The sequence below is a fragment of the Mycoplana rhizolycopersici genome (assembly GCF_013378445.1).
Classification (GTDB): Bacteria; Pseudomonadota; Alphaproteobacteria; order Rhizobiales; family Rhizobiaceae; genus Mycoplana; species Mycoplana rhizolycopersici.
The window spans coordinates 25,485-50,422 of sequence record NZ_JABXYK010000010.1; the positions used below are offsets into that span (position 1 = coordinate 25,485).

A 24,938-nucleotide genomic window follows, 5' to 3' on the forward strand; every position below is an offset into this window, starting at 1 on the left:
ATCAGCGGGAGAGAAAGTCTCCGAGAGCGGCAAAGAAGCCGTCGAAATCATCCCAGGGGATCATGTGGCCGGCGTTCTCGACGCGAGCGATCTCGATTGCGGGGTTGAGCGACAGCGCTTCGTCGACATCCGCCTGCTCTATGACGCCGCCGCGTCCCGCCACCATCAGCATCGCCGGAACGGAAAGCTTCGGCAGGTCGGGGAAGATGTCGTCCTTGTGGAAGTCCTCGAAAGCGGTGCCGATCGCCGGCTCGTAGCAGGTATGCAGCCACTCGGCGCGCAGCTTCAGTTGCTCGTCCGTCCACGTCGGGCAAAATGCCTTCATGCCTTCGGCGTCGATGCCCTTCAGGGAAAGCCGGATGGAATCGACGTACCACGGCAACTTGCTCGGATAGGGGCGCCGTCCGGGACCGGATACGGGGGGATCGACGAGAACGAGACGAGAAAACGCCGCAGGCTTCATGTTCGACGCGCGGATCGCGATACGGGCGCCCATCGAGTGTCCGATCAGCGCAGGAGCATCAAGCGCAAGTGCCTTTGCAAGGTGGACGACGTCGGACGCCATCGAATCCAGGCCGTAGTCGAGATCGGGCCCGGTCGAGGAAAGTCCCCGGCCGCGAACATCCAGGACGTAGACATCGTGATGTACTGCCAGTCGCTCCGCGACGAAGCCCCAGGTAATGGCCGGGCTCGTGATGCCCGGTACAAGCACGACTGGAGCCCCCTTGCCACCATAGCGAAGATAGTGCTGGCGGATGCCGTTGGCGAAGATGTTCGCGCCGTATAAGAATTGCCCGCTCATGCTGCGCTCTCGCTCTTCAGCGGCTGCGCATAGACGTCATAGCCATAGACCCACGACGGATCTTCCTGGTGCAGCAGGAACGTATTGGCGTTGGAAACCGTCTGCACGCGCGTGGCGCGGTCGCGACGGTTGACCTCGTAGAGCTTGAAGGCGGTGGCGTAGCCGCTGATCCCGGTCTCCTCCAGGCAGCGCGTCAGCATGGCGGCATCCTCGATCGCCATGGCAGCGCCTTGCGCCATGTGCGGCTTCATCGGGTGGCAGGCGTCACCCAGCATGACCAGACGGCCGCGGCTCCAGAGCGGCAGAGGATTGCGATTGAAGAGCGGCCACTTCGTTACCTCGTCGGTGGACTCGATGAGGGCCTGAATAATGGGGTGATAGCCCTCGAACTCGGACGCCATTTCCTCGCGGCTGCTTTCGACGAACGCCGAGTCGAACTCCCAGGCGGGATGGGGAACGCCGGTGACATAGTAGTATTCGTCGCGCCGGCCGGTGGTGTAGTAGACCATCATGTGACGGTCCGGGCCCCACCATTTCACGCAGTCCTCGAATTCCAGGTCGAACTTCTTCAGCTTCTCGGCGGAGATCAGGGCGCGATGGCCGACCCAGCCGCTGTAGTTCGGCTTCTCGAAGCCGAGCAATGCCTCGCGCACCTTGGAATTGATGCCGTCGGCACCGATGACGATGTCCGCGCGCACCGACGTTCCATCCTCGAACTCCAGCATGACATCGGTGCCGTTGTCATCGAGGCGAACCAGCTTCTTGCCGAAGTGCAGCGTCCCCGGCTTCAGCTGATCGCACTGCAGCGCCTGCAGGTCGCCTCGGTGGACCGTGCAATAAGTCGCGCCGTAGCCATCGAGGGGAATGCGGGACAGATAGTCACCCGTCAGGCCGTCGCGGCTGAACCAGTGGCTCGGCGTGCTGCTGATTGCGACGACCTGCTTGTCTACGCCGAACCTCTCGAAAATCTTGAGCACGTTCGGACCCATATGGATGCCCGCTCCAAGCCGCGAAAAGCTGGGTGCCTGCTCGTAGACATCGACATCGAACCCGGAATGCTGAAGCAGCGCTCCGGCGACAGCTCCGCCGAGGCCGGCCCCGATGATCGCGATTTTCTCTTTTCTTTCCGTCAAGATGACCCCCTCGCGGCGACGAACCGAATGCCGCCTTTTTGGCTTTTGCTATTGCAGCGACAATAAGCGTGTACACTGTAAATGACAAGAGCAAAATAGAGGAGTAGGCGGAGGATCGGGCATATGATTCAACTCGATACGCTGTTTTCTGTTGTTTTATCACCATTATTCGCCATTGCCTTTCGTCAATATATAGCGTATACGCTCGTTATAAATATAAGGGGCAGCACCCGGGGAATGCGTGGCGAACGATCGCGCGTCGCATCGGAGTGCAAATCGAAATCTGACGTCGGCGGCCGTTGCCCGTCGCGGGAATGGGAGTGATCATGGCCGCTATCGCCATCTTGCGCCGGGCAGCGCCTGCGCAGTCGGGCAACCGGACGCCCTCCTGCTGCGATCGGGGATGATCCGGTGGTCGCAATCCCCATGCAAATCAACGTCAACGGCGAGGCCCGCAGCATCGAGGCCGATCCAAAGACGCCCCTTCTCTATATCCTGCGGAACGATCTGGCCCTGAACGGGCCGAAATACGGATGCGGGCTCGGTGAGTGCGGGGCCTGTGCGATCCTGGTCGATGGCCGCGCAGTGCGTTCCTGCACCATACCGCTCTCCGCGATCGGAGATCGCCAGGTCGTGACGCTGGAAGGGTTGGCGTCAGGCGAGGAACTCCATCCCGTGCAGCGTGCCTTCATTGAGGAAGCGGCCGCGCAATGCGGCTATTGCCTGAACGGAATGATCATTGCGACTGCGGCCCTTGTCGCGGCGAAGGTGAACGCCGGCGAGGCCGATATTCGCGAAGCTCTGCGGCACCACCTCTGCCGCTGCGGAACACATATGGAAATATTGGCGGCGGCACGGCGGGCAGTGCGCTATGCGCAGTCCGAGCGTCAAGCCATAGCGACGCCAGAAGCGGAGAAGCAGGCATGATCCGGGATGAAGAACAGCACGGATCCGCTACGCCGGAGGCAGCCGGGCTGCTCTGCGTGTACTCTGCCGGGGCCGACGGCCGCATCTATCTTTCGATTGACCAGGCGGGTGTCGTCCGTGCCTTCAACGGCCACGTCGACCTGGGTACCGGAATACGCACTTCGCTCGCGCAGATCGTGGCCGAAGAGCTGGACGTTCCGTTCAGCCATGTCGAGATGATCCTCGGCGATACCCGGACTGGCCCGGACCAGGGTGCCACGATCGCGAGCGAAACCATCCAGGTCGCCGCGATCCCGCTGCGGCAGGCGAGCGCGACGGCCAGGGCCTATCTCATCGACAAGGCGGCTGCGCACCTCGACGCGCCAAGGGACAGGATCATTCTCGACGAGGGGGTGATCCGGGGGAGCGAGGGCGAGAACTGGAACATTCCGATCGGCGATCTGGTCGCCGGCGAGAACATACGGCTGGAGATCGACCCGGAGGCTTCCGTCAAGCCGGTTTCGTCCTATCGACTGGTCGGCTCATCGCGCCCGCGTGTCGATATTCCCGCCAAGGCGACCGGCAAATGGACCTACGTGCACGACGTTCGCATACCGGGCATGCTGCATGGCCGCGTTGTCCGCCCGCCTTACGCAGGTTTCGATCACGGCGACCACGTCGGAAACAGCCTGATTGCGGTAGACGAGGCATCTGTCGCGCATATCGACGGCCTCGTCGCAGTGGTGGCGATCGGGGATTTCGTCGGTGTCGTGGCCACGCGCGAGGAGAATGCGGCCGAAGCCGCGAGGAGCCTGAAGGTTGACTGGCGCCCTGCTCCCCATCAGCCGGACCTGAATTCGCCAGAGAACGCCCTTCGCGCCAATCCGGCGACGCCACGCAAGCTTGCCGACAGGGGCAATGTCGATCTGGCACTGGCAGCCAGCCCGCAGCCAATGGACCGCACCTATGTGTGGCCCTACCAGATGCATGCCTCGATCGGCCCGTCCTGCGCCGTGGCGGACTATCGCGACGGCCAGCTCACGGTGTGGTCCGGTACGCAGAACCCGTTTCCCATGCGCCGCGATCTGGCTCTCCTGCTCGATATCCCCGAAGACCTCATTGTGGTGGAACGGCTGGAGGCGGCCGGTTGCTATGGACGCAACTGCGCCGACGACGTGACCGCCGATGCGGCCCTTCTTTCACGCGCCGTCGGCGCGCCGGTGCGCGTCCAGTTGACCCGCGAGCAGGAGCATGCCTGGGAGCCGAAAGGTGCGGCTCAGGTGATGGACGTTCGCGGAGGTCTGGATCTGGAAGGCGGCCCCGCGGCCTACGATTTCCAGACGCGCTATCCGTCTAACCTCGCGCCCACGCTGCCGCTCATTCTGACAGGCAAGGTGCCGCCTGTGGCCGAGGTCTTGCAGATGGGCGACCGAACGGCAATTCCGCCCTACGCCTATGGCAATCTGAGGGTGACCGTCCACGACATGCCGCCGATCGCGCGCGCCTCGTGGTTTCGCGGCGTCTCTGCGATGCCGAATACGTTCGCGCACGAATGCTACGTCGATGAGCTTGCAGCCGCGGCCGGCGTCGATCCCATCGAGTACCGGCTGCGCTATCTGCACGATCCGCGCGCGGTCGATCTCGTGCGTGCGGTCGCCGAGCGGTCGAAGTGGGTTCCGCATACGACGCACGGCACTCTGGGCGGTGAAGGCGACCTGCTTTACGGGCGCGGTTTCGCCTATGCCGTCTACGTGCACGGCAAGTTTCCGGGCACCGCGGCGGCCTGGGCGGCCTGGGTGGCCGACGTCGCGGTCAACAAGAAAACCGGCGAAGTCGCGGTGACCAAAGTCATCTGCGGCCAGGATTCCGGCCTGATGATCAACCCCGACGGTGTCCGACACCAGATCCACGGCAACATCATCCAGTCGACAAGCCGCGTGCTGAAGGAAAAGGTCGATTTCTCCTCGACCGCCGTGACCTCGAAGGAATGGGGCGGCTATTCGCTGATCACCTTCCCGGAGGTGCCGGATATCGACGTGCTGATGATCCCGCGGCAGGACGAGCCACCGCTCGGCGTGGGCGAATCCGCCTCGGTCCCCAGCGCGGCCGCTATCGCCAACGCCGTGTACGACGCGACAGGCATCCGCTTTCGGGAGCTTCCCTTTACGCCGGAGAAAATTCTCGCGGGGCTGAACGGCGACGAGCCGATCCGCACGCAAACGGCTTCCCGGAAACGGTGGTGGCGCAACCTCGGCCTTTCGGTGGCAGGCAGCGTCGCGGCTTTGTCCGGGCTGGCGACGATGGCATCGCCCTGGCGCCCGGCCATTCCGAGCATCGAGCGTCCGGGCAGCGACGTCTACAGTGCGGCGACGATCGAGCGCGGCCGCCTTGCATCCGCAGCCGGCGCCTGCAACGTCTGTCATGTCGGAAACGACGGGACGCCATTTGCCGGGGGGCGCCGTTTCGACACGCCCTTCGGCGCCGTGTATGCCACCAACATCACCCCCGATGTGGAGAATGGAATTGGCGGCTGGTCCTACACAGCCTTCGAACGCGCCATGCGTGAAGGTGTCAGCCGCGACGGACACCACCTCTACCCCGCCCATCCCTATACGTCCTTCGCCGGCGCAGACGACGCCGACCTGCAGGCGCTCTATGCGTATCTGACAACCCAGCAGCCGGTCGCCCAACGCGCGCCGGAAACCAGGTTGAAGTTCCCCTACAGTTTCCGGCCGATGATGGCCGGATGGAACGCCATGTTCCACAAGGCCGAACCGTTCAAATACGATGCGAGCCGCGACAGCCAATGGAACCGCGGCGCCTATCTGGTGGAAACGCTGGGCCATTGCTCGGCCTGCCACACCGACCGTAATGCTCTCGGTGCGGAAAAAAGAGGCGCAGCGCATCTTTCCGGCGGCTTCGCTGATGGCTGGGAAGCACCGGCGCTGAATGCCGTCGCCAAGGGGCCTGTCGGCTGGACCGAGGACGCCTTCTTCGACTACCTGCGAAAGGGTCACTCGAACCAGCACGGCAGCGCCGCAGGGCCGATGGCCGACGTCGTCAAGGCCATGCAGCCGCTTCCCGACAGCGACATACGCGCAATTGCCAACTACCTTGCCAGCCTGAACGCAGACGCCGCCCCGGACAAGGCCGAGGCGCAGCGCGAGGCGGCCCTTGCAGCCAGCAATGCCGCCAAGACCGAGGCGGCGCGGATCTCGCCGCGGGGCGAGCGCATCTTCAACGGGGCCTGCGCTTCCTGCCACGGCGACGACAAGATCCTGTCGTCGCTGGCGCTCAATTCCAATCTCCATGCAAACACGCCGGACAACCTTCTGCAGGCCCTGCTGACCGGCGTCGAGGCTCCTGCCATCCTGGCACAGACGACGGGTCGCGAGGCCCCGGAAGTCATGTCGATGCCGTCCTTCCGGCAAACATTTGACCAACGGCAACTGGAAGACCTGGCCGCCTATGTCCGTGCACGTTTTGCCCCGGACAAGCCGGCGTGGGACGACTTTGCAGCAGCCATGCAGCGTGTTAACGCCGCACCGCATTGAAGAGGTTTGTCGTGCAGCAACAATCGCAGGTAGAGCGGCCGGGGGAGGACATTTTCCGCAAGCCCCCCCACGCGTTCATGCCATCGGCCTACTGGTTCTGGCATTCGGTGCCGGACGAGGCGACCTGCAGGGCGCAACTTGCAGACTTCAAGGCGCAGGGTTTTGGTACCGTCCTTATCCAGGCACGATTGGCGATGCCGGTTTCGGACTACCTGTCTCCTGCCTTCATCGCTGCCTACCAGTGCGCGATTGCAATCGCTGCAGAGCTCGATCTCAAGGCCGGCATCTACGACGACTACAACTGGATCAGCGGCCATGCGGGCGGAAGAACCGTCGCGGAGCACGATCATCTGCGGGAACGCCACCTGTTCTGGTCCGCCGGCAGCGATCGTGAGAGTGCGATCAGCGGCATACGCCCGCCGTTCGTTGACGGCATGGGCCCCGACATTCTTGCCTGGCAGTATGAGGAGGGTCGGGTCGAATGGTGCGAGTGGAAGATCGAGGCGGCGATACTGAGCGCTAAGGCCGTCCCGCATAACCTTGATCAAATCGTCGACGTGACGCGGCAGACGCATATCGTCAGCAGCGATGCTGCCGGCTGCCGCTTTGCCTTTGAGGGCGTGGTTCCGGACGGCCAAGCGCTCACTGTCTTCGTCAGCGCCCGCTCCGCGACCTCCCGGCTGATCAACTATCTCCTTCCCGAGGCCGCCAGGCGGTTTATCGAAGTCGGCCTCGACCCATTGATACAGCCATTGCGGGCATTCGTGCCGGATACGCTGGGCTTCGTCTTCTACGACCAGCCTGCCGCCGGCTTCTATCGGTGGGACCAGATCTCGGGACATGTCGGAAACAGCCTGCTCTTCTCAAAGGAACTGCCGTCAGCCGTGGAAGCGGAGACCGGGCTTTCCTTTGCGAAAGCCCTTGCGGCGCTGGTGCATGGCATCGGGGCGGACACGGCGAGAGTGCGCGCGCAATTCTTCTCTGCCTATTCCAGCAGATTGAACGAGGCATTCTTCGGTACGCTGCGCGATTGGTGCGAGCGGACCGGGATCGCTCTTACGGGGCATGAGATCCTGCCGCACGTCAGCTCCTGGTCGCTCAATGGCGGCTTCACCAGCATTGATCCGCGCGTCGCACCCGCCGTCGATTTCTTCGGTATCGATGCATTCCGCGACGAGACCGCCGTCGACGCCAACAATTTCATTCCGCAGCTTGCTCCGAAGCTCGGCGATTCCGTTGCCCGCGCCAACGGCCGAAGCCGGTGCGCAGTCGAAACCTATGCCAGCGCGTTGCGCACCCCGGTGCGAGCGGCCGGACAATGGGAACTGACGCTCGAGACCTTGCGCGCCCACGTCATCCGCCTTCATTGCCTCGGCATGCGCCAGCATGTCTGGCACGGCGTCTACCAGACAGACGGCCGCGACGATGATCCCACACCGTTCACCAATCCGCGCTTCGATTTTGCGCCAGGCATCAACTTCGAGCCCTGGTGGCCCTATCATGGACTGTTCGCAGAAGAGTCGGCGCGGCTCTCGGCCTTCATGGAGCCGGCAAAGCCGCTTGCGCCCGTCGCCATTTTCTATCCGCTGCACACGGCGTGGGCAGAGGGGCCGCGCCACAGCCATGCCAGCCACGTCGGCGCGTGGTGCGAAGGGTTACTGGAGCTCGGTTGCGATTTCATGTTCGTCAGCGAAAGCGATCTTGCGGCGGGCAAGGTGAGCAACGGGCGAATCCAGGCTGCGGGCCTCGCATTCGATGCGGTCGTCCTGCCTTCGGTAACGGTCCTGCAATCCAACGCCGTGCTGCAAAATCTCGACCGCTTCCGCAGGGATGGCGGGCGTGTTTGGTCCTCGGGCGATCGGCCGCGCACATGTTGCGAAGCGACGGACGGTTCCAGCACCGTTTTGCCAACGACACATTCTGTGGACGCTCCGACCCTTCAGGAGCTCGCACAACTCGTCTCCGACCTGCCGAATCGCGGCCTGAAAATCATCATGACCATGCCGCGCAAGCCGTGGACATGGATCGGGGCCGAACCAGACGGCGGTTGGCGGGTGGTGCTGTTCAACGACGGCGACGACCCCGGCGGTTGCGACATTGTGCTCGGTACAGCGATGCGGTGCGAGATGTGGTCGCCGGCGGACGGGAGTATTGCCGCGCTTGCGGATTGCGACAAGCTCTCGGTCCCGCTGGAGGCGCGCGAACTGCGATGCCTTCGCTTTCTGCCCGGCGCAGCCGGAGGCAAGAGCGCCGCTTCGGCAATATCGTCCCCGCCATCGGCTGACGGCATCTCGACGGTTCTGGACGGAGTCTGGAACTTCGCCGTCGAGGAAGGCGCTGCATCCGTTTCGCTTTCCGTCGATGCCGGGTGGGAGGAGCAGGGCTTTGCTTCCTTCTCGGGAACCGGCATTTATTTCCGGGAGATTGCGATCGAGACGGACGGCGAGTGGCTGCTCGAAGTGCCGGAAGCACATACGGCGGTTTCGGTGCGGATTGACGGGCGCCTGTGCGGGCGCCGTGGCTGGCGACCCTACCGTTTCGCGCTGGGGCGGCTCGCCAAGGGTATCCACCGCCTGGAAATTGCCGTGTCCAATACGGCGGCCAACCGCTATTACCGCAACACACCCTATCAGGGCGATATGCAGGACCGGAGTGGGCTGACCGCTCCTCCCCGCCTCGTTCTAATTGACCAGGAAAGCTGAGCGACCATGCTGAAACATGCGACAATCCCGATCGAGCGCGCCTGGAACACCTGGTCCGACCGGCCCGCCGAGATGGTGTTCCTGCCGCTTGGCGTACGGCTGACGCCCATCCTCTATTCGACGCGGACGCGAACGACCTCGGCGATCGAACCGCGCCGTGACGCCGTGAGGTTGGGTCGACACGCCATCGACGGTTCGCTCATAGAGTTGGAAACCGATCACGCGGGAACCACGCTTGCGTTTTCCTGGGACAAGACCGATCCCTTCGCCATAAGAGGCGAGTGGCATGGCAAGGCCAGCGGCGAATGGGGGCTCCGGTTCTGGATCGCTCTGGCGATTTCGTCCGAAGGCGGCGAAAGCGTGCAGTATCGTGTCGAAGATGGCGTGGCCCTGGTCAAGGTTGGGACGCGCTACGTCGCGGTGGTGAGCGCCGACGCTCCCGTCCAGGTGACGGGGCATGACGATCTCGATGCCCTGCGGACCGATTTCGAAACGAATGGGTATTTCTATCTCGGCAGCCGAAGCAACGACGCTCCCGTCCTCGCCCTTCGCTTCAACCTGGAAATGATGCGCCACGGTGCATATGCGGCGGCCGTCGCGGACAGTGCCGAACTGGCCATCGAAAAAGCACGGGCCGAACTGGCGCGAAAGACCGCCGTCGGCCGCGCGGATGATCATGCCGGCCTCTATGCCGGATCGCTTGACGCCATTCGCGATGTCGTTGCCTGGAACACGATCTGGGATGCGACCAACGCCCGCCCCTACACGGCGGTCACACGGATCTGGAACCTCGGCAAGTTCGCCGTCTGGTACAACGATCAGATTTTTGCGGCGCAACTGGCAGGAACGTTCGACGCCGATCTGGCGCGCGAGAACCTGGCTGCGGCGCTGGCGGGAGCGACGCCGCAGGGTAACATTGCCTGCATCGTGACGTCGAACGATGCCTGGGTCGACCGCAGCCAGCCGCCGCACGGTGGGCTTGCCGTCTGGCAGCTCTATCAGCGCACCGGCGAGCGTTCCCTTCTGGAGGCCAACTATGTTGCCCTCGCCCGCAATCAGCGCTGGTGGCGGAAGAGCCGCGACCCCGAAAGGCGTGGGCTTCTCTCCTGCGGTACATCCGACGTCGGCGAGGCGCTCTACAAGGGCACTGCCTTCGGTGCCCGCAACGAAACGGGCATGGACAATTCGCCGACGCACGACGAGGCGATTTACGATCCGGCGACACGTACGCTTTCAACCTTCGATCTCGGCCTGAACTGCGCGGCCGCGCTTGACGCGGAAATACTGGCGCGGATGGCGGAAATTCTCGGTCATGCCGAGGACGCGATCGAGTTTGCCGCGATTGCGGAAAACAGCCGTCGGCTGATCCGCGAGGAATTGTGGGACGACAGCCGCAAGATCTTTGCCAATCGCCAGCGCAGCGGTGGCTTTGTCCGCTCGTTTTCGCCGACGACCTTCTATCCGCTGTTCTGCGGCGCGGCCAGCGACGAGCAGGCCGCCTTCCTCCTTCAGCACCTTGCGGACGAACGCACGTTTGCGGGGACATTCGGCCTGCCGAACGTCACGCGCGACGATCCTGCCTTCGCCGACAACGTCTACTGGCGCGGGCGCATCTGGCCGAACGTCAACTACATGGTCTGGCTGGGCCTGCGGCGCTACGGTTTCCACGCCGAAGCGACGAAGCTTGCTGAGATGAGCCACGCGCTCTTCATGAAATCCTGGCGTCAGGACCGGATCGCCGCCGAGAACTACAACGCCACGACCGGCGAGGCGATGGACCAGGGCGATACGGATCCCTTCTACATTTGGTCGGCCCTGCTGCCGCTGATGGCGGTCGGCGAGGTGGTCGATTTCGATCCCTGGAACGGATGGGAGATCCGCAATCCCGGTCGCGACACAAGCATCGGACCGATGCTGTCCCCAATGGGAAAGCTCGACATTCGGGTCGAGAACTCGCTTCTCACCTTGGAACTTGACGGCAAGCCTAAGCTCGCGACGGACCTCCAGGCTCGGTTGTCAAACATCGCGTTCTGGCCGAGGGGCTTCAGTTGCGTCATCGATGCGACTGATGCGGCGGGCAGCATCCGCATCGTCGATGTCGAAGCTATGTCTGTCGTGGCTGTCCGCATGGACGGAGCGGAGGCGCGCTGGAGCCTCGTGGGCTGCGATCTGCAGATCGAGGTTGGGCCTGCAGGTGCTGCTCGGACGCTTGAAGTTCATTTTTCGACCGCCCACGCCGCGCCTTCCTGAGGAAGAACTTGACAGAAGGAAATTCTGTCTTATTAATTTGTACACAAATAAAAATAACAAACGTACAGCCGACGTTCAGAGGGTTTGAGCAAGAGTTTTCGCCGAGAGCAGATGGTGCCTCGGTGTAACAAGTGGGATAATGCGCGCCATCGGTGAATTGGGCTTCTGCCTATGCAGGGGCACTGGATTGCTGTGCGCTCTCTCGCCTTCCGGCTCTTCCGGTGCTCCCTGAACATTTAATTTGTATGCAAATTAAATTCGGCAACTCTTTTCACGCTGTCCGCCAACTTCGGATGGTGTGGTGAACAACCGCAGTCGGTGGCTGTCGCCGCGATTGTTAACAACAGCAGGTCCACCAGAGGGGTGCAGCAATGACTGAATTTTCCAGACGCAACACGCTGAAGCTCATGACGGCCACACTGGCCGCCGGCGCAAGCTTCTCACTCCTGCCGCGCAAGGTTTTTGCTGCGGGCCAGATCACGGTGCTTAACTGGCAGGGTTACGGCACCGACGAAGCCTGGTCGCTGAAGCAGTTCACCGAAAAGACCGGCATCAGCGTGGTGCATGACTACTACAGCTCCGAATCCGAGATGCTCACCAAGCTGCGCACCAATCCCGGCGCCTACGATCTGGTCGTGCTCAACGCCGCACGCTGCGCCCAGGCCGTTGCCGAAGACCTGCTGCAGCCGATCGACTTCTCGAAGGTTCCGAACGCGGCGACCGTCGATGAGACCCTGCGCGGCAACCCGAACTTCTCCAAGGATGGCGTAGGTTTTGCGGTTCCGTGGGTCTGGGGCATGACCTCGCTCGCGATCCGGGAGGGCAAGCCGAAGCCCGAGAGCTATAAGGCGCTTGCCGATGCGACCTACAAGGGCCGCGTGGCAATGGACGACGACGCCATCATCAATGTCGGCATCGGCGCGCTGATGACCGGCCAGGACATGAACGATCCGCAGGACCTGGCTGCGGTCACCGAGGCCCTCAAGTCGATCAAGCCGAACGTCAAGCTTCTATGGTCGACAGAGGACCAGTGGAACAAGTCGTTCGCAGCCAACGAGTTCGACCTGTCGGTCTTCTGGTCGGGCGGCTCGGTCCGGTCGAAGCGCAATTCGAAACTGCCTGTCGAATTCGTCGTTCCGAAAGAGGGCGCGGTGGGTTGGGTCGACGGTCTCGGCATCCCCGCTACCGCACCGAACCCGGAGGGGGCGCTTGCCTTCGCCAACTGGCTGATCGACCCGGCCTTCTATGTCGAATGGGCAACCAAGGTCGGCGCCCCGGCATCCTCGAACTCCGCTGCGCTCAACAGCTTGCCGGCCGACGACCTGAGCCGCCAGGTGCACAACCCGGAATACCTGAAGACGATGAGCATCATGTCGGCACTGCCCGACGATCGCCGCGAAGCCTTCAACAATGTCTGGCAGGAAGTGAAAGCCTTCTATGCAGAATGACCAGCTCGCGCTGGCGCAGACGCGCGGATCAGTCGATCCGCGCGTCAAGCGCCCCCTCCCCGCCTGGGTCTCGACGACGGCGCTGTTGCTGCCGACATACGGTTGGCTCACGATCGCCATATTTCTTCCGCTGCTTACCATGCTGGCCTTCAGTTTCATGTCGGCCACCCCGATGGGCAAGACGCCGGTCGAATTCACGCTGAAGCAGTACCGGGCCTTCATCGATCAGCCGTATCTTCTGCGGATCGGTTTCAACTCGCTGATGATGGGTTTCTGGACGACGCTGTTCTGCGCCATTCTGGGCTTTCTCGCAGCCGTGGCCCTGGTGCGCGCAACGGTCGGCAAGACGCGCGAGACGCTTCTGGTGCTGATCCTGCTGCCGTTCTGGACCAACGGCCTGGTCCGCGTCTTCTCCTGGACGATGGTGCTTCGGGAAAACGGCTTTCTCGACAATATCCTGCACATGGTCGTCCCCGATGCCGGATCGATCAGCATCCTCTACACGCGCTACGCCGTCGTGCTCGGGCTGGTCCACGGCTATCTGCCCTACATGATCCTCACCTGTTACATCGCGCTCGTAACGATTGATGACGCGATCATCGAAGCTGCCGCCAGCCTCGGCGCGCGCTGGTGGACGATCCTCTACAAGATCCTCATTCCGATGGCCGCGCCCGGCCTGATTTCCGGCGCCGTGCTGATCTTCATCCCGGTTATTGGCTCCTTCATGGAGCCACGCATTCTCGGGGGACGCGTCGGCGTCACGATGGGAACAGTCATCGAGGACCAGTTCACGCAAGCCTTCAACTGGCCGCTCGGCGCTTCGCTGTCGTTCACGCTGCTTGCCGTCGTTCTTGCAATCTTCGCTACATTCTCCGGCGTGCTGCGCGGCAGGACGGCAGGTTGAGGAACGCACCATGAGACAACTCGGACGCTTTTACCTGATCGCGATACTCCTGTTCCTGTACACGCCGATCGCCGTGATGATGGCGATGGGGTTCAACGAGTCGCCGCTTTACGAACTGCCCTTCACCTTCTCCACGCGCTGGTACGAAGCGTTGCTTTCGAACCAACCCCTGCTGAAGGCCGGAGCGAACAGCATCATCATCGCGCTGATCACAGCGGTGATCGCCACCACGCTTGGCACGATGGCCTCCGTCGCGCTGTCGCGCCGGACTTTCCGCGGAAAAAGCCTTCTGCAACTCCTGCTTCTGCCGCCGATCGCCATTCCGTGGCTCATCACGGGCACGGCGATGCTGATCTTCTTCTATTGGAGCGGCATCGGGCGCGGCATGCACGCCCTACTGATCGGCCACGTCGCGCTTGCCATTCCGTATGTGGTTCTCGTGGTGGGTACGGGTTTCAAGACGGTGCGTGCCGACCTTGAGGAAGCGGCCATGAGCCTGGGTTCCACGCCTGTGCACGCCTTCTTCTCGGTCACGCTGCCGCTGCTCTACCCGAGCATCCTTGGCGCCGCGCTCTTCGCCTTCGCGGTCTCCCTGGACCAGTTCGTCATTTCCTACTTTCTCGCAACGCCCGGCTACACAACCCTGCCGGTGCAGATCTATTCGGCAATCCGCAAGGGCTTCACGCCTGAAATCAACGCGATCTCGACCTTGCTGCTGCTCGGTTCGATGGCCGTCATCCTGATCTTTGCGCGCTTCGCCAAACCCGGAGACACCCGTGACAAACGTTAAAGTCAAGTCAGTCGCCAAGACCTACGGCCCGATCCCGGTCCTCACAGACATTAGCACCGAATTTCAGGAAGGGTCTTTCACCAGCCTTCTCGGCCCCTCCGGCTCGGGCAAGACGACGCTCCTTCGCATCATCGCCGGCTTCATCAAGCCCGACGAGGGTGTCGTCATGATCGGCAATAGCGATGTGACGAACGTGCCGGTCTGGGGCCGTAACATCGGCATGATGTTCCAGTCCTACGCCTTGTTCCCGCACATGACGATCGCGCAGAACGTCGCCTTCGGCCTGGAGCGCCGCGGCATCAAGGGAGAGGCGGCCCGCAAGGAGGTGGATCGTGCCCTGGAAATGGTGCGCCTTTCGGGCTTCGGCGATCGCCTGCCCAAGCAACTCTCCGGCGGCCAGCAGCAGCGTGTTGCCCTGGCGCGGGCGATCGTGATCAAGCCGAGCGTGCTGCTTCTCGACGAGCCGCTTTCCGCACTCGATCGCCGGCTTCGACAGGAGATGCAGGTGGAGTTGCTGCGGATCCAGCGCGAAAGCGGCCTGACGACCATCTTCGTCACCCATGACCAGGAAGAAGCACTGACGCTTTCCGACAAGGTCGCAATCCTCGATCGTGGCCGGATCGTGCAGATCGGCGATCCGGAGACTGTCTACGAAAAGCCGTTGACGCGATTTGCAGCCGAGTTTCTCGGCGATTCCAACTTTCTTTCCGGAAAGGTCGAGAACGGCGCGGTCCGGCTCTCCAACGGCACGGTCGTGCGCAGCGACAGCGCACTGCCGGGCAACGGTGCGGACGTCACGCTGGCGATCCGCCCCGAAAAGATGTCGCTGGTTACGGCAGACACGCAGCCGAACAAGCTCTCGGCGCGCATTACGACGGTCATCTATGCCGGCCCCGTTCTCTCCTACATCCTGGAGACCCCGGATGGGCTGCCGTTGAAGCTGTTTGCGCAAAATCGCGATGGCCGTGTCCTTCGGGAAGGCGAAACCGTCAGCCTGAGTTGGTCGCCGGAGCACACGATCGCAGTGGCGAACTGACAAGATGCCTGGGCCGGGGGTTTGGGACAATGCGTTGCATGTCACGATCGACATGCAGCGGCTCTTTGCGGAGGACACGCCTTGGCACACGCCCTCGCTTGGCTCCATTCTGCCGAACGTCGTCCGTCTTTGCGAGGCGCGACCTGACAGGACCGTCTATGCGCGGTTCGTCGTGCCTCCCAATGCGCAGCAGGCTTCCGGTAGCTGGAAGACCTACTACGACCGCTGGCAGATGATGACGGGAGACATGCTCGATCCGGCGATGCTCGATCTGGTCGAGCCGCTTTCGGCAGTCGCTGCCAGGGGTTGGATCGTGGAGAAGTCGACCTACTCGGTTTTCGCAGTCCCCGGCTTCGCAGAGAGGCTTGCTGCCGAACAGGTGGACACGGTTATTATGTCAGGTGTCGAGACGGATGTTTGCGTCTACGCAAGCATGCTGGCAGCAGTCGATCTCGGATATCGGGTCGTGCTCGCAACGGATGCGCTTGGAAGTGCCGACCCCAAGGCCCATGACGCCGTGTTGCAACATCTGGCGCCACGACTGCCTGAGCAAATCGAACTCATGACCACCGCCGCCGTCCTTGAGCGGTGGAAACGGTAGCTAAGCGTTGGCCGCGGCAAAGAAGACCGCCCAACCATTGAGGAGCCTTTGGATGGACATAAGCTCGAACGAGCAGCACTTGTCCGGCAAGCCAACCAAGAACGGCACCGGACCGGCGGGAGCCGACCAGTATGCGCTCGGCGAACAGATAGGCTTTTTCCTTCGCCAGGCCAACCAGCGGCACGTCTCGATCTTCGCCGGACACATGGCGGAGAAACTGACGACCACGCAATGGGCGGCTCTGGTCAAGCTCAAGGAAATGCAGCCCTGTTCCCAGGGGAGCCTCGGACGGGAAACGGCCATGGACATGGCGACGATCAAAGGTGTGGTGGACAGGCTGGTAAAGCGCAATCTCATCAATACCGCCCCCGACCCGAGCGACGCGCGACGGCTGGTGCTCACGCTGACGCAGGAAGGCGTCGCCATCGTTCAACGCAACCTTTCTGTTGCGCTGGAGATATCGCGGGAAACGCTCGGGCCCCTGAGCACGGCCGAGCAGATGATGTTGATGGAATTGCTCCGAAAGATCAGCTGAACGCCGCGCCGACAGACAGACAGAAATTGCAGGAAATCGTGATGTTCCAGGATGCCAACGTCGCTGTCGCGGATGTCATTGCGGCCATGACCGACGAGGAGAAGGTCGATCTTCTCAGTGGACGGGGGCTTTGGAAGACTGCCGCTATCGCGCGCCTGAACATTCCGTCGATAATCATGACCGATGGAACCTATGGCGTGCGCTATTCCACCACGCAGATAGACGCAGGTGACGACGACGAAGACGGCTTGCAGCAGTTTCTCGCGGTCGTGAACCAGGATGCCGACGACGACACGGGAATGTTCGGCACCACCCTTCCGGCGACCTGCTTTCCAAACGGCAACCTGATCGGCTGCTCTTGGGATTACGATCTGACCTACCGGATGGGACAGGCCCTGGCCGCGGAGTGCCATCAGATGGGTGTCCAGCTTCTCCTCGGTCCGGGGATCAACACCCGGCGGACGCCGCTGGCCGGTCGCGCCTACGAATACTACTCCGAGGATCCGGTCATCAATGGCGATCTCGCCGCGGCCCTGATCAGCGGTCTGCAGGACAATGGTATCGGCGCTTCGCTGAAGCATTTCGCCTGTAACAATTCCGAAATCGACCGCACCAACACCAGTTCGGACGTCAGCGAGCGGGCGCTGCGCGAAATCTATCTCGCCGGGTTCGAGCGGGCGATCGCGAAGAGCGCGCCGTGGACCGTGATGAGCGCCTACAATCCCGTCAACGGCGTGCAAGCGGCGGAAAATCATTGGCTTCTGACGCACGTGTTGCGTCAGAATTGGGGGTATGACGGGCTTGTCGTTTCCGACTGGCATGCTGTCAAGGACCGGCCGGCGTCACTGGCAGCGGGAACCGAGCTGGACATGCCGGAAAGCAAACCCCGCAAGGCGCAATTGCTGGCCGCCCTGAAAACCGGTGAGATCGACCGGCAGGCTGTCGACGCCGCCTGCGGGCGGATGCTCGATTTCGTGCGCAAATGCCTCGCCGCAAAGCCCACCGTGCCCGGTGCGGATCTGGACCGGCATCATGCGCTTGCGCGTGACATTGCAGCGGAGTCGATGGTTCTTCTGAAGAACGAGAACGCGGTGCTGCCGCTTGACCCGGCTACGATAGGGCGCCTCCTCGTCGTCGGTGACGGCGCACTGAAGCCCCAGATCCAGGGATCGGGATCGGCAACCACCAATCCCTATCTGGTCGATATTCCACTGTCGCAGATCGACGCGCGGGCGGCCGGGCGGTTTGTCCTCGAACACCTGCCCACGCCCCACGGCACAGCAACGGAAATCGAGGCGCATATTGCCGGGATTTGCGAACGCGCGGGGGAGGCTGACGCAGTCGTCGTCTTTGCCGAAAACGAAAAGGGGCGCAACGGCGAGGGTAACGACCGCGATACGTTGGATATCGTCCCCGCGCAGAACGCCGTGATAGCAGCGCTGGCGGGTGTCGCAGACAAGCTCGTCGTCGTGCTCACCATGCCCGATGCCGTCGAGATGCCGTGGCTGGAGACGGTGCCTGCCGCACTCGCCTGCTTCTACCCCGGCCAGGGTGGCGGCGAAGCCATTGCGCGCATTCTATTCGGGGAACAGAATCCCTGCGGCAAGCTTTCGGCGACGATGCCAGCCAGGATCGAAGATATCCCCGGCTGGCACAGCTATCCGGGCGAGCACGGCCGTCACCTCTATAGCGAGGGGATGTTCGTCGGCTATCGCTACTACGATCTCAAGAGCATCGCGCCGGCTTTCCCTTTCGGCCATGGCCTGAGCTTTACCACTTTCGGCTACGAGGATCTGGCGATCGACGCCAGCGAGATCTCGCCCGGCAGCAGCTGCAACGTCACGCTGACCATCCGCAATACCGGCACGGTGCCTGGAAAGGAGATCGTGCAGATCTATGTGCGGCCCGTTGCACCCGGCCTGAAACGGCCCATACGAGAACTCAAGGCGTTTGCGAAGATCGCTCTTCAGCCCGGGGAAGCCAGATCGGTGACCTTTTCCCTCGGGCCCCGCGATTTCCAATATTTCGACACGTCGCGCGGAAGCTGGGTACTGCAGGCGGAAGCGTTTGTCATTGAGGCGGCGGCGTCATCGCGCGACATTCGGCTGTCTCATGTCGTCCCTTGCCGAAGCGAGCCGCTCCGCCTGCCCGCCTTTACCGAGCATTCTCCAACCTCGGCGATCTTGGCCGATGCGGCCGCGGCCGAGACCGTGCGAGCATTTATCGCGGAGAAGCTTGCCGTTTCCGATGATGAAGCGAGGATCATAACGGAAAAGGTCCGCGGCTCCTTCCTCGGTTTCCACGAGACCCTCAGCTGGTTCATCGGCGACAGCATCTCCAGGGACGATGTCGTAAAGTTGCTTTCCGACCTCAACAACGGGAATTACGGCTGACCGGATGGCGCGGCCAGACTGACGCGCCGGGCTGCAGCATGGCCCGGATGTCGCTTGCAGCAATGCCGACGTCTGAAATGCGCCAGCAGCGTTCACCGGAAGGGAGCGGGCTTCCACAGGTGCGGCAAGATTGTCGCATTGAGCTGGCGCCGCCGGGAGGATATGGTGCGCGCCGTGTCGGACGTGGCACCGGGGAATCGATGATCAAGCAACGGGACTTTGCCGGACAATGCATGGTGCGCATTATCTGCGCGCTCGCTTTGCTGTTCGTCGCTTTTGCCCACAAGCCGCCGGTCGTTGGCGGGCCTTCGATCCCGCTGAACGAGCTCGCCCAGTACACGCTCCCGGACGGCTCCCTGCAGGTCCTCTGCCTCCCCTCCGAGGATGGGAAGGTGAAGCACGATAATCATGACGCGGGATCTGGCTGCGAAGCGTGCCGCCTGAGCGCGTCGGTCCTGCTGCCTGCACCTGCGGATGTTTCCGGGCAACTGATCCGGCAGCAGATCGATCGCGTCACGCCGACGCGTCGGGAAGCCTTCTACCGCCAGCTGTTTCCTCCGAATACCTCGCCACGTGGACCTCCATCCGGCCTGATCGCCTGAACCGCCGCTGTCCTCAGCGGAATTTTCAGCCTGCGCCGGTTATTCCGCTTGGAGCGGATCGTCCCGGCGCGTTGCCGGACGACATTCCATGCTCAGAAAAATCGCGCCGGTGCGCGCATGTCTCTCTCCTATCCGCAAGGTGGGAAGCGCCGTTGCGGCGCTGTCAAAGTCGGTAGTTCTTCAACCGGCCCGCCCGACCGGCGGAAACCGCTCGCTCTATCGAATTCCATGACCGCATGAGATCGGCAGCCTTCGGTGCTTCCGGCCGCGCTTGCATGCGCGCTCGTTGCGAACTCAAAACCCTCTTCAGTTGTCAAAGGGGACAACCATGACATTGACCGCCGACACTTCATCACCGACCCGCGATAAATCCCTCGCAAGGGCATTCTATGCGACGGCCTGGCGCTGGCATTTCTATGCCGGACTGTACGTCGCGCCCTTCCTGGTCATGCTGGCCGTGACCGGATTGATCATGCTCTGGTCTTCTGTGCTCGTCGGCCGCGATGGTGAGAAACTCTATTCGGTATCCCCGACCACGCAGACCGTTGCGGTATCCGCACAGGCCAACGCTGCGGCCGCAGCCGTTCCCGGCAGCGCGCTGGTCCAGTACATCGTTCCCCGGACGGACGAACAGCCCGCCGTCTTCCGCGTCAACAAGGATGGCCAATCGACCATGGTCGCCGTTGATCCGTATCGTGGCACGGTGCTTGGGACATGGGAGCGTCGCGATGCACTCTACGATCTGGCGAACGTCATCCACGGCACGCTGCTGATCGGCACCATCGGGGATCGTCTGATCGAGATCGCGGCAGGCTTCGGCATCGTCCTCATCGTCACGGGCGTCTATCTATGGTGGCCTCGCGATGGTCGTCCTCTCAAGAGTTCCTTGCGGCCGCAGCTGTCGGGGCGGGGCCGGCAAGTCTGGAAATCGCTCCACCAGACCGTCGGTATCTATGCTGCAGCCCTTCTCCTGGTGTTTCTGATCTCCGGCCTTTCTTGGTCCGGCATCTGGGGCGAGAAGCTTACCCAGGCCTGGAGCACCTTCCCGGCGGAGAAGTGGGACAACGTCCCGATGTCCGACGTTACCCATGCCAGCATGAACCATGGCGGCGTGAAGGATGTGCCGTGGGCTCTGGAGCAGACGCCGATGCCGGCCTCCGATCCCCACGCGGCGCACAATGGGCACGCGGCGATGTCTGAAAACCAGCCGGGCGATCTCGACGCCATCGTCGCGCAAGCCCGCTCGCTTGGCTTCGACGGACGCTTTCAGCTCTCCTTCCCCAATGGGGAGACGGGCGTCTGGACGATTGCCCGGGACACGATGAGCAACGACAGTGCCGATCCGCTGTCCGACCGAACCGTGCATATCGATCGATATAGCGGCAAGGTCCTCGCCGACATCAAGTTCGCAGACTATGGCGCCGCCGGCAAGGCCATGGCTATCGGCGTCGCCTTCCACGAAGGCGATCTCGGCGGCGGCTGGAACGTCGCGCTCAATACCGTGTTCTGCCTTTCCGTCATCTTTCTATCCGTCAGCGGCATCGTCATGTGGTGGAAGCGCCGGCCGTCCGGCGCGGGCCGACTTGTCGCTCCCGTGGTGCCGGAAAAGATGTCGATCTGGAAAGGCGGCGCGATCGTCATGGTCGCCGTCTCGCTGCTCTTCCCGCTCACCGGAATTGTCCTCGTCACCGTGCTTGCGCTCGACATGCTGCTCTTCCGGCATGTGAAGCCGCTAAAGCGTACCCTGAGCTAATCTTCGCAACGAACTGACTTGGAACGATCATGATACAGAACCTGTTCAGACTGCTTGCAATCCTCTTCACCGTCCTTCTTGCCGGGGCTGCACATGCGCACGGCTTCGAAGTCGGCAACCTCAAGATCGGCCATCCCTATGCGCGCGCCATGCTGCCGGGCGCAAAGGTTGGAGGCGGCTATCTCAAGATCACCAGCAACGGATCGGCCGACCGCCTTCTGAATGCGAAGGCGGACCGGGCCGCCAGCGTTCAGCTCCACGAAATGAAGATGGATGGCGGCATCATGGTGATGCGCGAACTGAAGGACGGCATTGCCGTGCCTGCGAACGCGACCGTCGAACTGAAGCCGGGCGGCTACCACCTCATGTTCATGAATGTCTCCCAGCCCTTCGAGGAAGGCGAGATGATCAAGGCCACCCTCACCTTCGAGAAGGCAGGCACGGTCGAGGTCGAATTCGTCGTCGGCCCGGCTGCAGGAGGGGCGCCGGACATGAAGCACGACGATCACGCAGCGCATGCGGAAGACGGTAAATGATGACGCGCAATCCGGCCGCCATCGCATTCGCTGGCATATCGGCACTCTTCGTCGCGATCCTCATCGGCGTGATGGCGTGGGTGGGCATCGACAGCCCGCGCACCGGGCGCTTCGATGCGTCCTTCTCGCTCGTCGACGACCGGGGCAACCCGGTCGATCAGTCGCTGTTCAAGGGCAGCCCGTCGCTCGTGTATTTCGGCTACACGCATTGCCCCGAGGTCTGCCCGACGACGCTCTTCGAAGTCGCCGGCTATCTGAAGGAGCTTGGCGAAGAGGGGATGCCGCTGAAGACCTACTTCTTCTCCGTCGATCCCGAACGCGACACGCCTGAGGTGATGCACGGATACGTGACTGCTTTCACTGACCGGATCACGGGCGTGACCGGCACGCCGGCAGAGATGCGGAAGGTTATCGACGGCTGGAGGGTGCACGCAGCGAAGCTGCCGGGCGCGAACGGTGACTACCACATGAGCCACACCATGTCGCTCCTGCTGATCGGCGCCGACGGGCGACTGAAGGGGCTTCTTCCCTACGGTGCGGATCAGGATCAGGCGCTGGAGAAAATCCGCGATACGCTGCTTTGAGATGCACCTTTCCGGTGTTGAGCCAAGTGGCAAGTTCGCGTCATATGCGCGCTGAAGGTCGGGGCTATTTCCCGACGGCATGGGCAAGATTGCGATGATCGATCTGAGGGATGCGACCTATTTCGTGGCTATTGCCGATGCCGGCAACCTTGCCTTGGCCGCTGAGAAACTGGGCCGCACCCAGCCTGCGCTGACGAAGTGCATAAGGCGGCTGGAGGACGATCTACGCACCGAACTGTTCCGTCACGAAGGCAGACGGCTGGTCCTCACCGAAGCGGGGATCGTCTTTCTCGCCAGGATGCGCAGCCTGATCGGCCATGCGGCGGAGATCCGGCGTGAAATCGCCGATCTTGGCGTCGGCATCGCCGGCCACATCCGGATCGGGAGCGCAGCGACGGCGGCGGAATACATGCTGCCCCTACTGACTGCCGAACTGATCCGGCAGGCTCCTGCCGTGACGCTCGACCTCACGGTCGGCATGAACGACGTTCTGGTGCAGGCACTCATCGAGAAGAATCTCGACCTCGTGTTCGGCCCGCTGACCGAGGCGACAGGTGATACGGATCGGTTCGAATCGTTTTCGCTCGCGACGGATGCCGCAGTGGCAGTTGCAAGCCGCGACCATCCGATCTTCGACAGCCCCATTACGATGGAAAGCCTTGCGGCACACAAATGGGTTCTGTCCAGACCGGCCGTCGCGACACGCCAGTGGTTGCAGGAGAGGTTCCGGTCGCTCGGCTTCGACGGGCCGCAGGTCCAGATGGAGACCAGTTCGATTTCGCTTCTTCCCCGGCTGATCGCGGAAACGAAGCTTCTGAGCTTCATTTCACGCCGCAATCTAGGAGCGGGTGCCGCGGGCGCTCAATTGAAGGAGATCCCACTGGAAGAGACCACCATGCTTCGTGAATTCGGCATTATCAGGCTACGCTCGGCCTATTTCACGCCCGCCGCAAGACTGCTGGTCGAGATCGCGGAGGCGAGGAAGGCGGACTTTGCCGGCGCGGGGGAAGCGCGTTGATCGGCGGGTCGCTGATGAAAGGTTCGTTGCCCGACGGCGGCTAAAGCCTCCGCCGGGCAGCGATTGTCGCATCTGCTAGCGGTAAAGCGGGATGATACCAATAAGAAGGGCGACGGCGAGCATGACGAATGAGGCGCCCACCGACCAGCGGATGGTGAATTTCTGCGTTTCGCCGTAGTTGAGGTCAAGCCGGCTGACGAGAAGGTAGGTGGATGCGACAAGCGGGCTGAGGATGTGCACGGGCTGTCCCACCAGCGAGGCACGTGCCATTTCCGCCCCGGTGATTCCGTAATGTCCGGCCGCCTCCGCCAGGATCGGCAGCATGCCGAAATAGAAGACGTCGTTGGATACGAGCCAGGTCACGGGAATGCTGAGCAGTGCCGTGATCACCGCCATGTAGGGACCGACCTGATCGGGAATGACGTCGACGATCGACTGCGCCAATGCGCTCGCCATGCCCGTTTCATTGAGGATGCCGATGAAGACGCTGGCGGAGAACAGCATGGTCGCGACCGAGAGAATTGCCGGTGCATGCTTGGCGAGCACATCCTGCTGGATCTTGTACTGCGGGAAGTTGACGAGCATGGCGATCGCCGCGCCGATCATGAAGAGATAGGATAGCGGCAGGATCTCGAGGACCAACGAAGCCATCAGGAGGGTCGTCAGCGCCCAGTTGAAATAGAGCTTCCAGCCCGCATCGGCGCGGGGCTCGATCAATTGGGTGGTATCGATCGTGACGACGCCTATTCTTTTGCGTTCGCGCATGCCGAAGATCCAGGCCATGAAGAAAGCCCAGGCGACACAGGCAAGAAGAGGCAGGATGAGAGGCGTGAACACTTCGCTCATCTCCACCTTCATGGCCGCGGCAGCTCGGGCGGTCGGGCCGCCCCAAGGAAGGAGATTGCCGATGCCCGTGCACTGCAGGAGAAGACAGGCCACCATCGGAAGCGACAGTCCGAGCCTGCGGTAGAGCGGCATGAATGCCGACAGCGTGATCATGTAGACCGTCGCGCCGTCGCCGTCGAGCGCGACGATATAGCCGAGCGCGACCGTTCCGATGAAGATCTTGACCGGATCCCCGCCGACCGCGCCGACGATACGCTTGACGATCGGATCGAACATGCCGGCATCGGTCATCACCATGAAATACATCATCGCGAAGATCAGAAGGACACCGGTTGGTGCGATGGTCTTTATGCCCTTCACGACCATGTCGCCCATGTCGGGAGCGAAACCGCCGATCAGCGCGAACACTGTGGGCACGAGGATCAGCACCGTCGTGGCCGACATGCGACCGCTGATCAACAGATAGATGAAGCACGCGAACATCGCGAAGCTGAGAGCGACAAGCACTACAATATTCCTCCTCCCATAGGTTGTGACACCCACGA

At 62.4% G+C, this 24,938-nt stretch carries 19 protein-coding genes; 16 read left to right on the top strand and 3 right to left on the bottom strand.

Annotation, left to right across the window (positions count from 1 at the left end; translation table 11 throughout):
- Position 1 precedes the first annotated feature (1 nt).
- Both HV823_RS16570 and HV823_RS16575 read right to left on the bottom strand, forming a co-directional pair.
- Positions 2–802 carry an alpha/beta fold hydrolase gene (locus tag HV823_RS16570; RefSeq protein ID WP_176950842.1) on the bottom strand — a complete coding sequence of 267 codons (801 nt, stop codon included), beginning with the start codon at positions 800–802 and terminating at the stop codon, positions 2–4.
- Complete coding sequence (locus HV823_RS16575) at positions 799–1,935, bottom strand: FAD-dependent monooxygenase (protein ID WP_176950843.1); 1,137 nt, start codon at positions 1,933–1,935, stop codon at positions 799–801. Before HV823_RS16575 ends, HV823_RS16570 begins: the two co-directional genes overlap by 4 nt.
- 426 nt (positions 1,936–2,361) lie before the next feature.
- Here HV823_RS16575 and HV823_RS16580 point away from each other — a divergent pair, with 426 nt between their 5' ends.
- The 16 genes from HV823_RS16580 to HV823_RS16655 all read left to right on the top strand — a co-directional run bounded on the left by HV823_RS16580 (position 2,362) and on the right by HV823_RS16655 (position 23,547).
- The gene (locus tag HV823_RS16580) at positions 2,362–2,862 is read left to right on the top strand and encodes a (2Fe-2S)-binding protein (protein WP_176951015.1); all 501 of its coding nucleotides are present in this window, start codon (positions 2,362–2,364) and stop codon (positions 2,860–2,862) included.
- On the top strand, positions 2,859–6,395 hold the full coding sequence (locus HV823_RS16585; RefSeq protein WP_176950844.1) for a molybdopterin cofactor-binding domain-containing protein: 3,537 nt from the start codon (positions 2,859–2,861) through the stop codon (positions 6,393–6,395). Before HV823_RS16580 ends, HV823_RS16585 begins: the two co-directional genes overlap by 4 nt.
- A gap of 77 nt (positions 6,396–6,472) precedes the next feature.
- Complete coding sequence (locus HV823_RS16590) at positions 6,473–9,097, top strand: carbohydrate-binding protein (RefSeq protein ID WP_246301525.1); 2,625 nt, start codon at positions 6,473–6,475, stop codon at positions 9,095–9,097.
- Between the two features lie 6 nt (positions 9,098–9,103).
- Positions 9,104–11,347: an MGH1-like glycoside hydrolase domain-containing protein gene (locus HV823_RS16595; RefSeq protein ID WP_176950846.1), complete on the top strand. Its 2,244-nt coding sequence runs from the start codon at positions 9,104–9,106 to the stop codon at positions 11,345–11,347.
- Between the two features lie 371 nt (positions 11,348–11,718).
- On the top strand, positions 11,719–12,795 hold the full coding sequence (locus tag HV823_RS16600; RefSeq protein WP_176950847.1) for an ABC transporter substrate-binding protein: 1,077 nt from the start codon (positions 11,719–11,721) through the stop codon (positions 12,793–12,795).
- Positions 12,785–13,699, top strand: coding sequence for an ABC transporter permease (locus HV823_RS16605; RefSeq protein ID WP_176950848.1), 915 nt, complete (start codon positions 12,785–12,787; stop codon positions 13,697–13,699). The genes HV823_RS16600 and HV823_RS16605 overlap by 11 nt, the downstream gene beginning before the upstream one ends.
- 10 nt (positions 13,700–13,709) lie before the next feature.
- Positions 13,710–14,489 (top strand): ABC transporter permease, encoded by a 780-nt coding sequence (locus HV823_RS16610; RefSeq protein WP_176950849.1) that lies wholly within the window; start codon positions 13,710–13,712, stop codon positions 14,487–14,489.
- On the top strand, positions 14,476–15,525 hold the full coding sequence (locus HV823_RS16615) for an ATP-binding cassette domain-containing protein (RefSeq protein ID WP_176950850.1): 1,050 nt from the start codon (positions 14,476–14,478) through the stop codon (positions 15,523–15,525). Before HV823_RS16610 ends, HV823_RS16615 begins: the two co-directional genes overlap by 14 nt.
- A 4-nt stretch (positions 15,526–15,529) precedes the next feature.
- The gene (locus tag HV823_RS16620) at positions 15,530–16,126 is read left to right on the top strand and encodes a cysteine hydrolase family protein (protein ID WP_176950851.1); all 597 of its coding nucleotides are present in this window, start codon (positions 15,530–15,532) and stop codon (positions 16,124–16,126) included.
- Positions 16,127–16,178: 52 nt separating this feature from the next.
- Positions 16,179–16,661 carry a MarR family winged helix-turn-helix transcriptional regulator gene (locus tag HV823_RS16625; protein ID WP_246301504.1) on the top strand — a complete coding sequence of 161 codons (483 nt, stop codon included), beginning with the start codon at positions 16,179–16,181 and terminating at the stop codon, positions 16,659–16,661.
- A 41-nt stretch (positions 16,662–16,702) separates the two neighbouring features.
- Entirely contained in the window at positions 16,703–19,054 is a 2,352-nt protein-coding gene (locus tag HV823_RS16630; RefSeq protein ID WP_176950852.1) for a beta-glucosidase family protein, read from the top strand.
- Between the two features lie 38 nt (positions 19,055–19,092).
- Positions 19,093–19,656: a hypothetical protein gene (locus HV823_RS16635; RefSeq protein WP_246301505.1), complete on the top strand. Its 564-nt coding sequence runs from the start codon at positions 19,093–19,095 to the stop codon at positions 19,654–19,656.
- Between the two features lie 328 nt (positions 19,657–19,984).
- Complete coding sequence (locus HV823_RS16640) at positions 19,985–21,409, top strand: PepSY-associated TM helix domain-containing protein (RefSeq protein ID WP_176950853.1); 1,425 nt, start codon at positions 19,985–19,987, stop codon at positions 21,407–21,409.
- A gap of 29 nt (positions 21,410–21,438) precedes the next feature.
- Entirely contained in the window at positions 21,439–21,945 is a 507-nt protein-coding gene (locus HV823_RS16645) for a copper chaperone PCu(A)C (protein ID WP_176950854.1), read from the top strand.
- Positions 21,942–22,529 carry an SCO family protein gene (locus HV823_RS16650; protein WP_343051873.1) on the top strand — a complete coding sequence of 196 codons (588 nt, stop codon included), beginning with the start codon at positions 21,942–21,944 and terminating at the stop codon, positions 22,527–22,529. The genes HV823_RS16645 and HV823_RS16650 overlap by 4 nt, the downstream gene beginning before the upstream one ends.
- A gap of 94 nt (positions 22,530–22,623) precedes the next feature.
- Positions 22,624–23,547, top strand: coding sequence for a LysR family transcriptional regulator (locus tag HV823_RS16655; protein WP_210270830.1), 924 nt, complete (start codon positions 22,624–22,626; stop codon positions 23,545–23,547).
- Between the two features lie 75 nt (positions 23,548–23,622).
- Here the strand turns inward: HV823_RS16655 and HV823_RS16660 are convergent, their stop codons facing one another.
- Complete coding sequence (locus HV823_RS16660) at positions 23,623–24,900, bottom strand: citrate:proton symporter (RefSeq protein ID WP_176950855.1); 1,278 nt, start codon at positions 24,898–24,900, stop codon at positions 23,623–23,625.
- Positions 24,901–24,938 lie beyond the last annotated feature (38 nt).

Coding starts and splice junctions, on each gene's coding strand:
- HV823_RS16570 (WP_176950842.1), bottom strand. CDS start 802: ATGAGCGGGCAATTCTTATACGGCGCGAACATCTTCGCCAACGGCATC.
- HV823_RS16580 (WP_176951015.1), top strand. CDS start 2,362: ATGCAAATCAACGTCAACGGCGAGGCCCGCAGCATCGAGGCCGATCCA.
- HV823_RS16585 (WP_176950844.1), top strand. CDS start 2,859: ATGATCCGGGATGAAGAACAGCACGGATCCGCTACGCCGGAGGCAGCC.
- HV823_RS16590 (WP_246301525.1), top strand. CDS start 6,473: ATGCCATCGGCCTACTGGTTCTGGCATTCGGTGCCGGACGAGGCGACC.
- HV823_RS16595 (WP_176950846.1), top strand. CDS start 9,104: ATGCTGAAACATGCGACAATCCCGATCGAGCGCGCCTGGAACACCTGG.
- HV823_RS16600 (WP_176950847.1), top strand. CDS start 11,719: ATGACTGAATTTTCCAGACGCAACACGCTGAAGCTCATGACGGCCACA.
- HV823_RS16605 (WP_176950848.1), top strand. CDS start 12,785: ATGCAGAATGACCAGCTCGCGCTGGCGCAGACGCGCGGATCAGTCGAT.
- HV823_RS16610 (WP_176950849.1), top strand. CDS start 13,710: ATGAGACAACTCGGACGCTTTTACCTGATCGCGATACTCCTGTTCCTG.
- HV823_RS16620 (WP_176950851.1), top strand. CDS start 15,530: ATGCCTGGGCCGGGGGTTTGGGACAATGCGTTGCATGTCACGATCGAC.
- HV823_RS16625 (WP_246301504.1), top strand. CDS start 16,179: ATGGACATAAGCTCGAACGAGCAGCACTTGTCCGGCAAGCCAACCAAG.
- HV823_RS16630 (WP_176950852.1), top strand. CDS start 16,703: ATGTTCCAGGATGCCAACGTCGCTGTCGCGGATGTCATTGCGGCCATG.
- HV823_RS16635 (WP_246301505.1), top strand. CDS start 19,093: ATGGCCCGGATGTCGCTTGCAGCAATGCCGACGTCTGAAATGCGCCAG.
- HV823_RS16640 (WP_176950853.1), top strand. CDS start 19,985: ATGACATTGACCGCCGACACTTCATCACCGACCCGCGATAAATCCCTC.
- HV823_RS16645 (WP_176950854.1), top strand. CDS start 21,439: ATGATACAGAACCTGTTCAGACTGCTTGCAATCCTCTTCACCGTCCTT.
- HV823_RS16650 (WP_343051873.1), top strand. CDS start 21,942: ATGATGACGCGCAATCCGGCCGCCATCGCATTCGCTGGCATATCGGCA.
- HV823_RS16655 (WP_210270830.1), top strand. CDS start 22,624: ATGATCGATCTGAGGGATGCGACCTATTTCGTGGCTATTGCCGATGCC.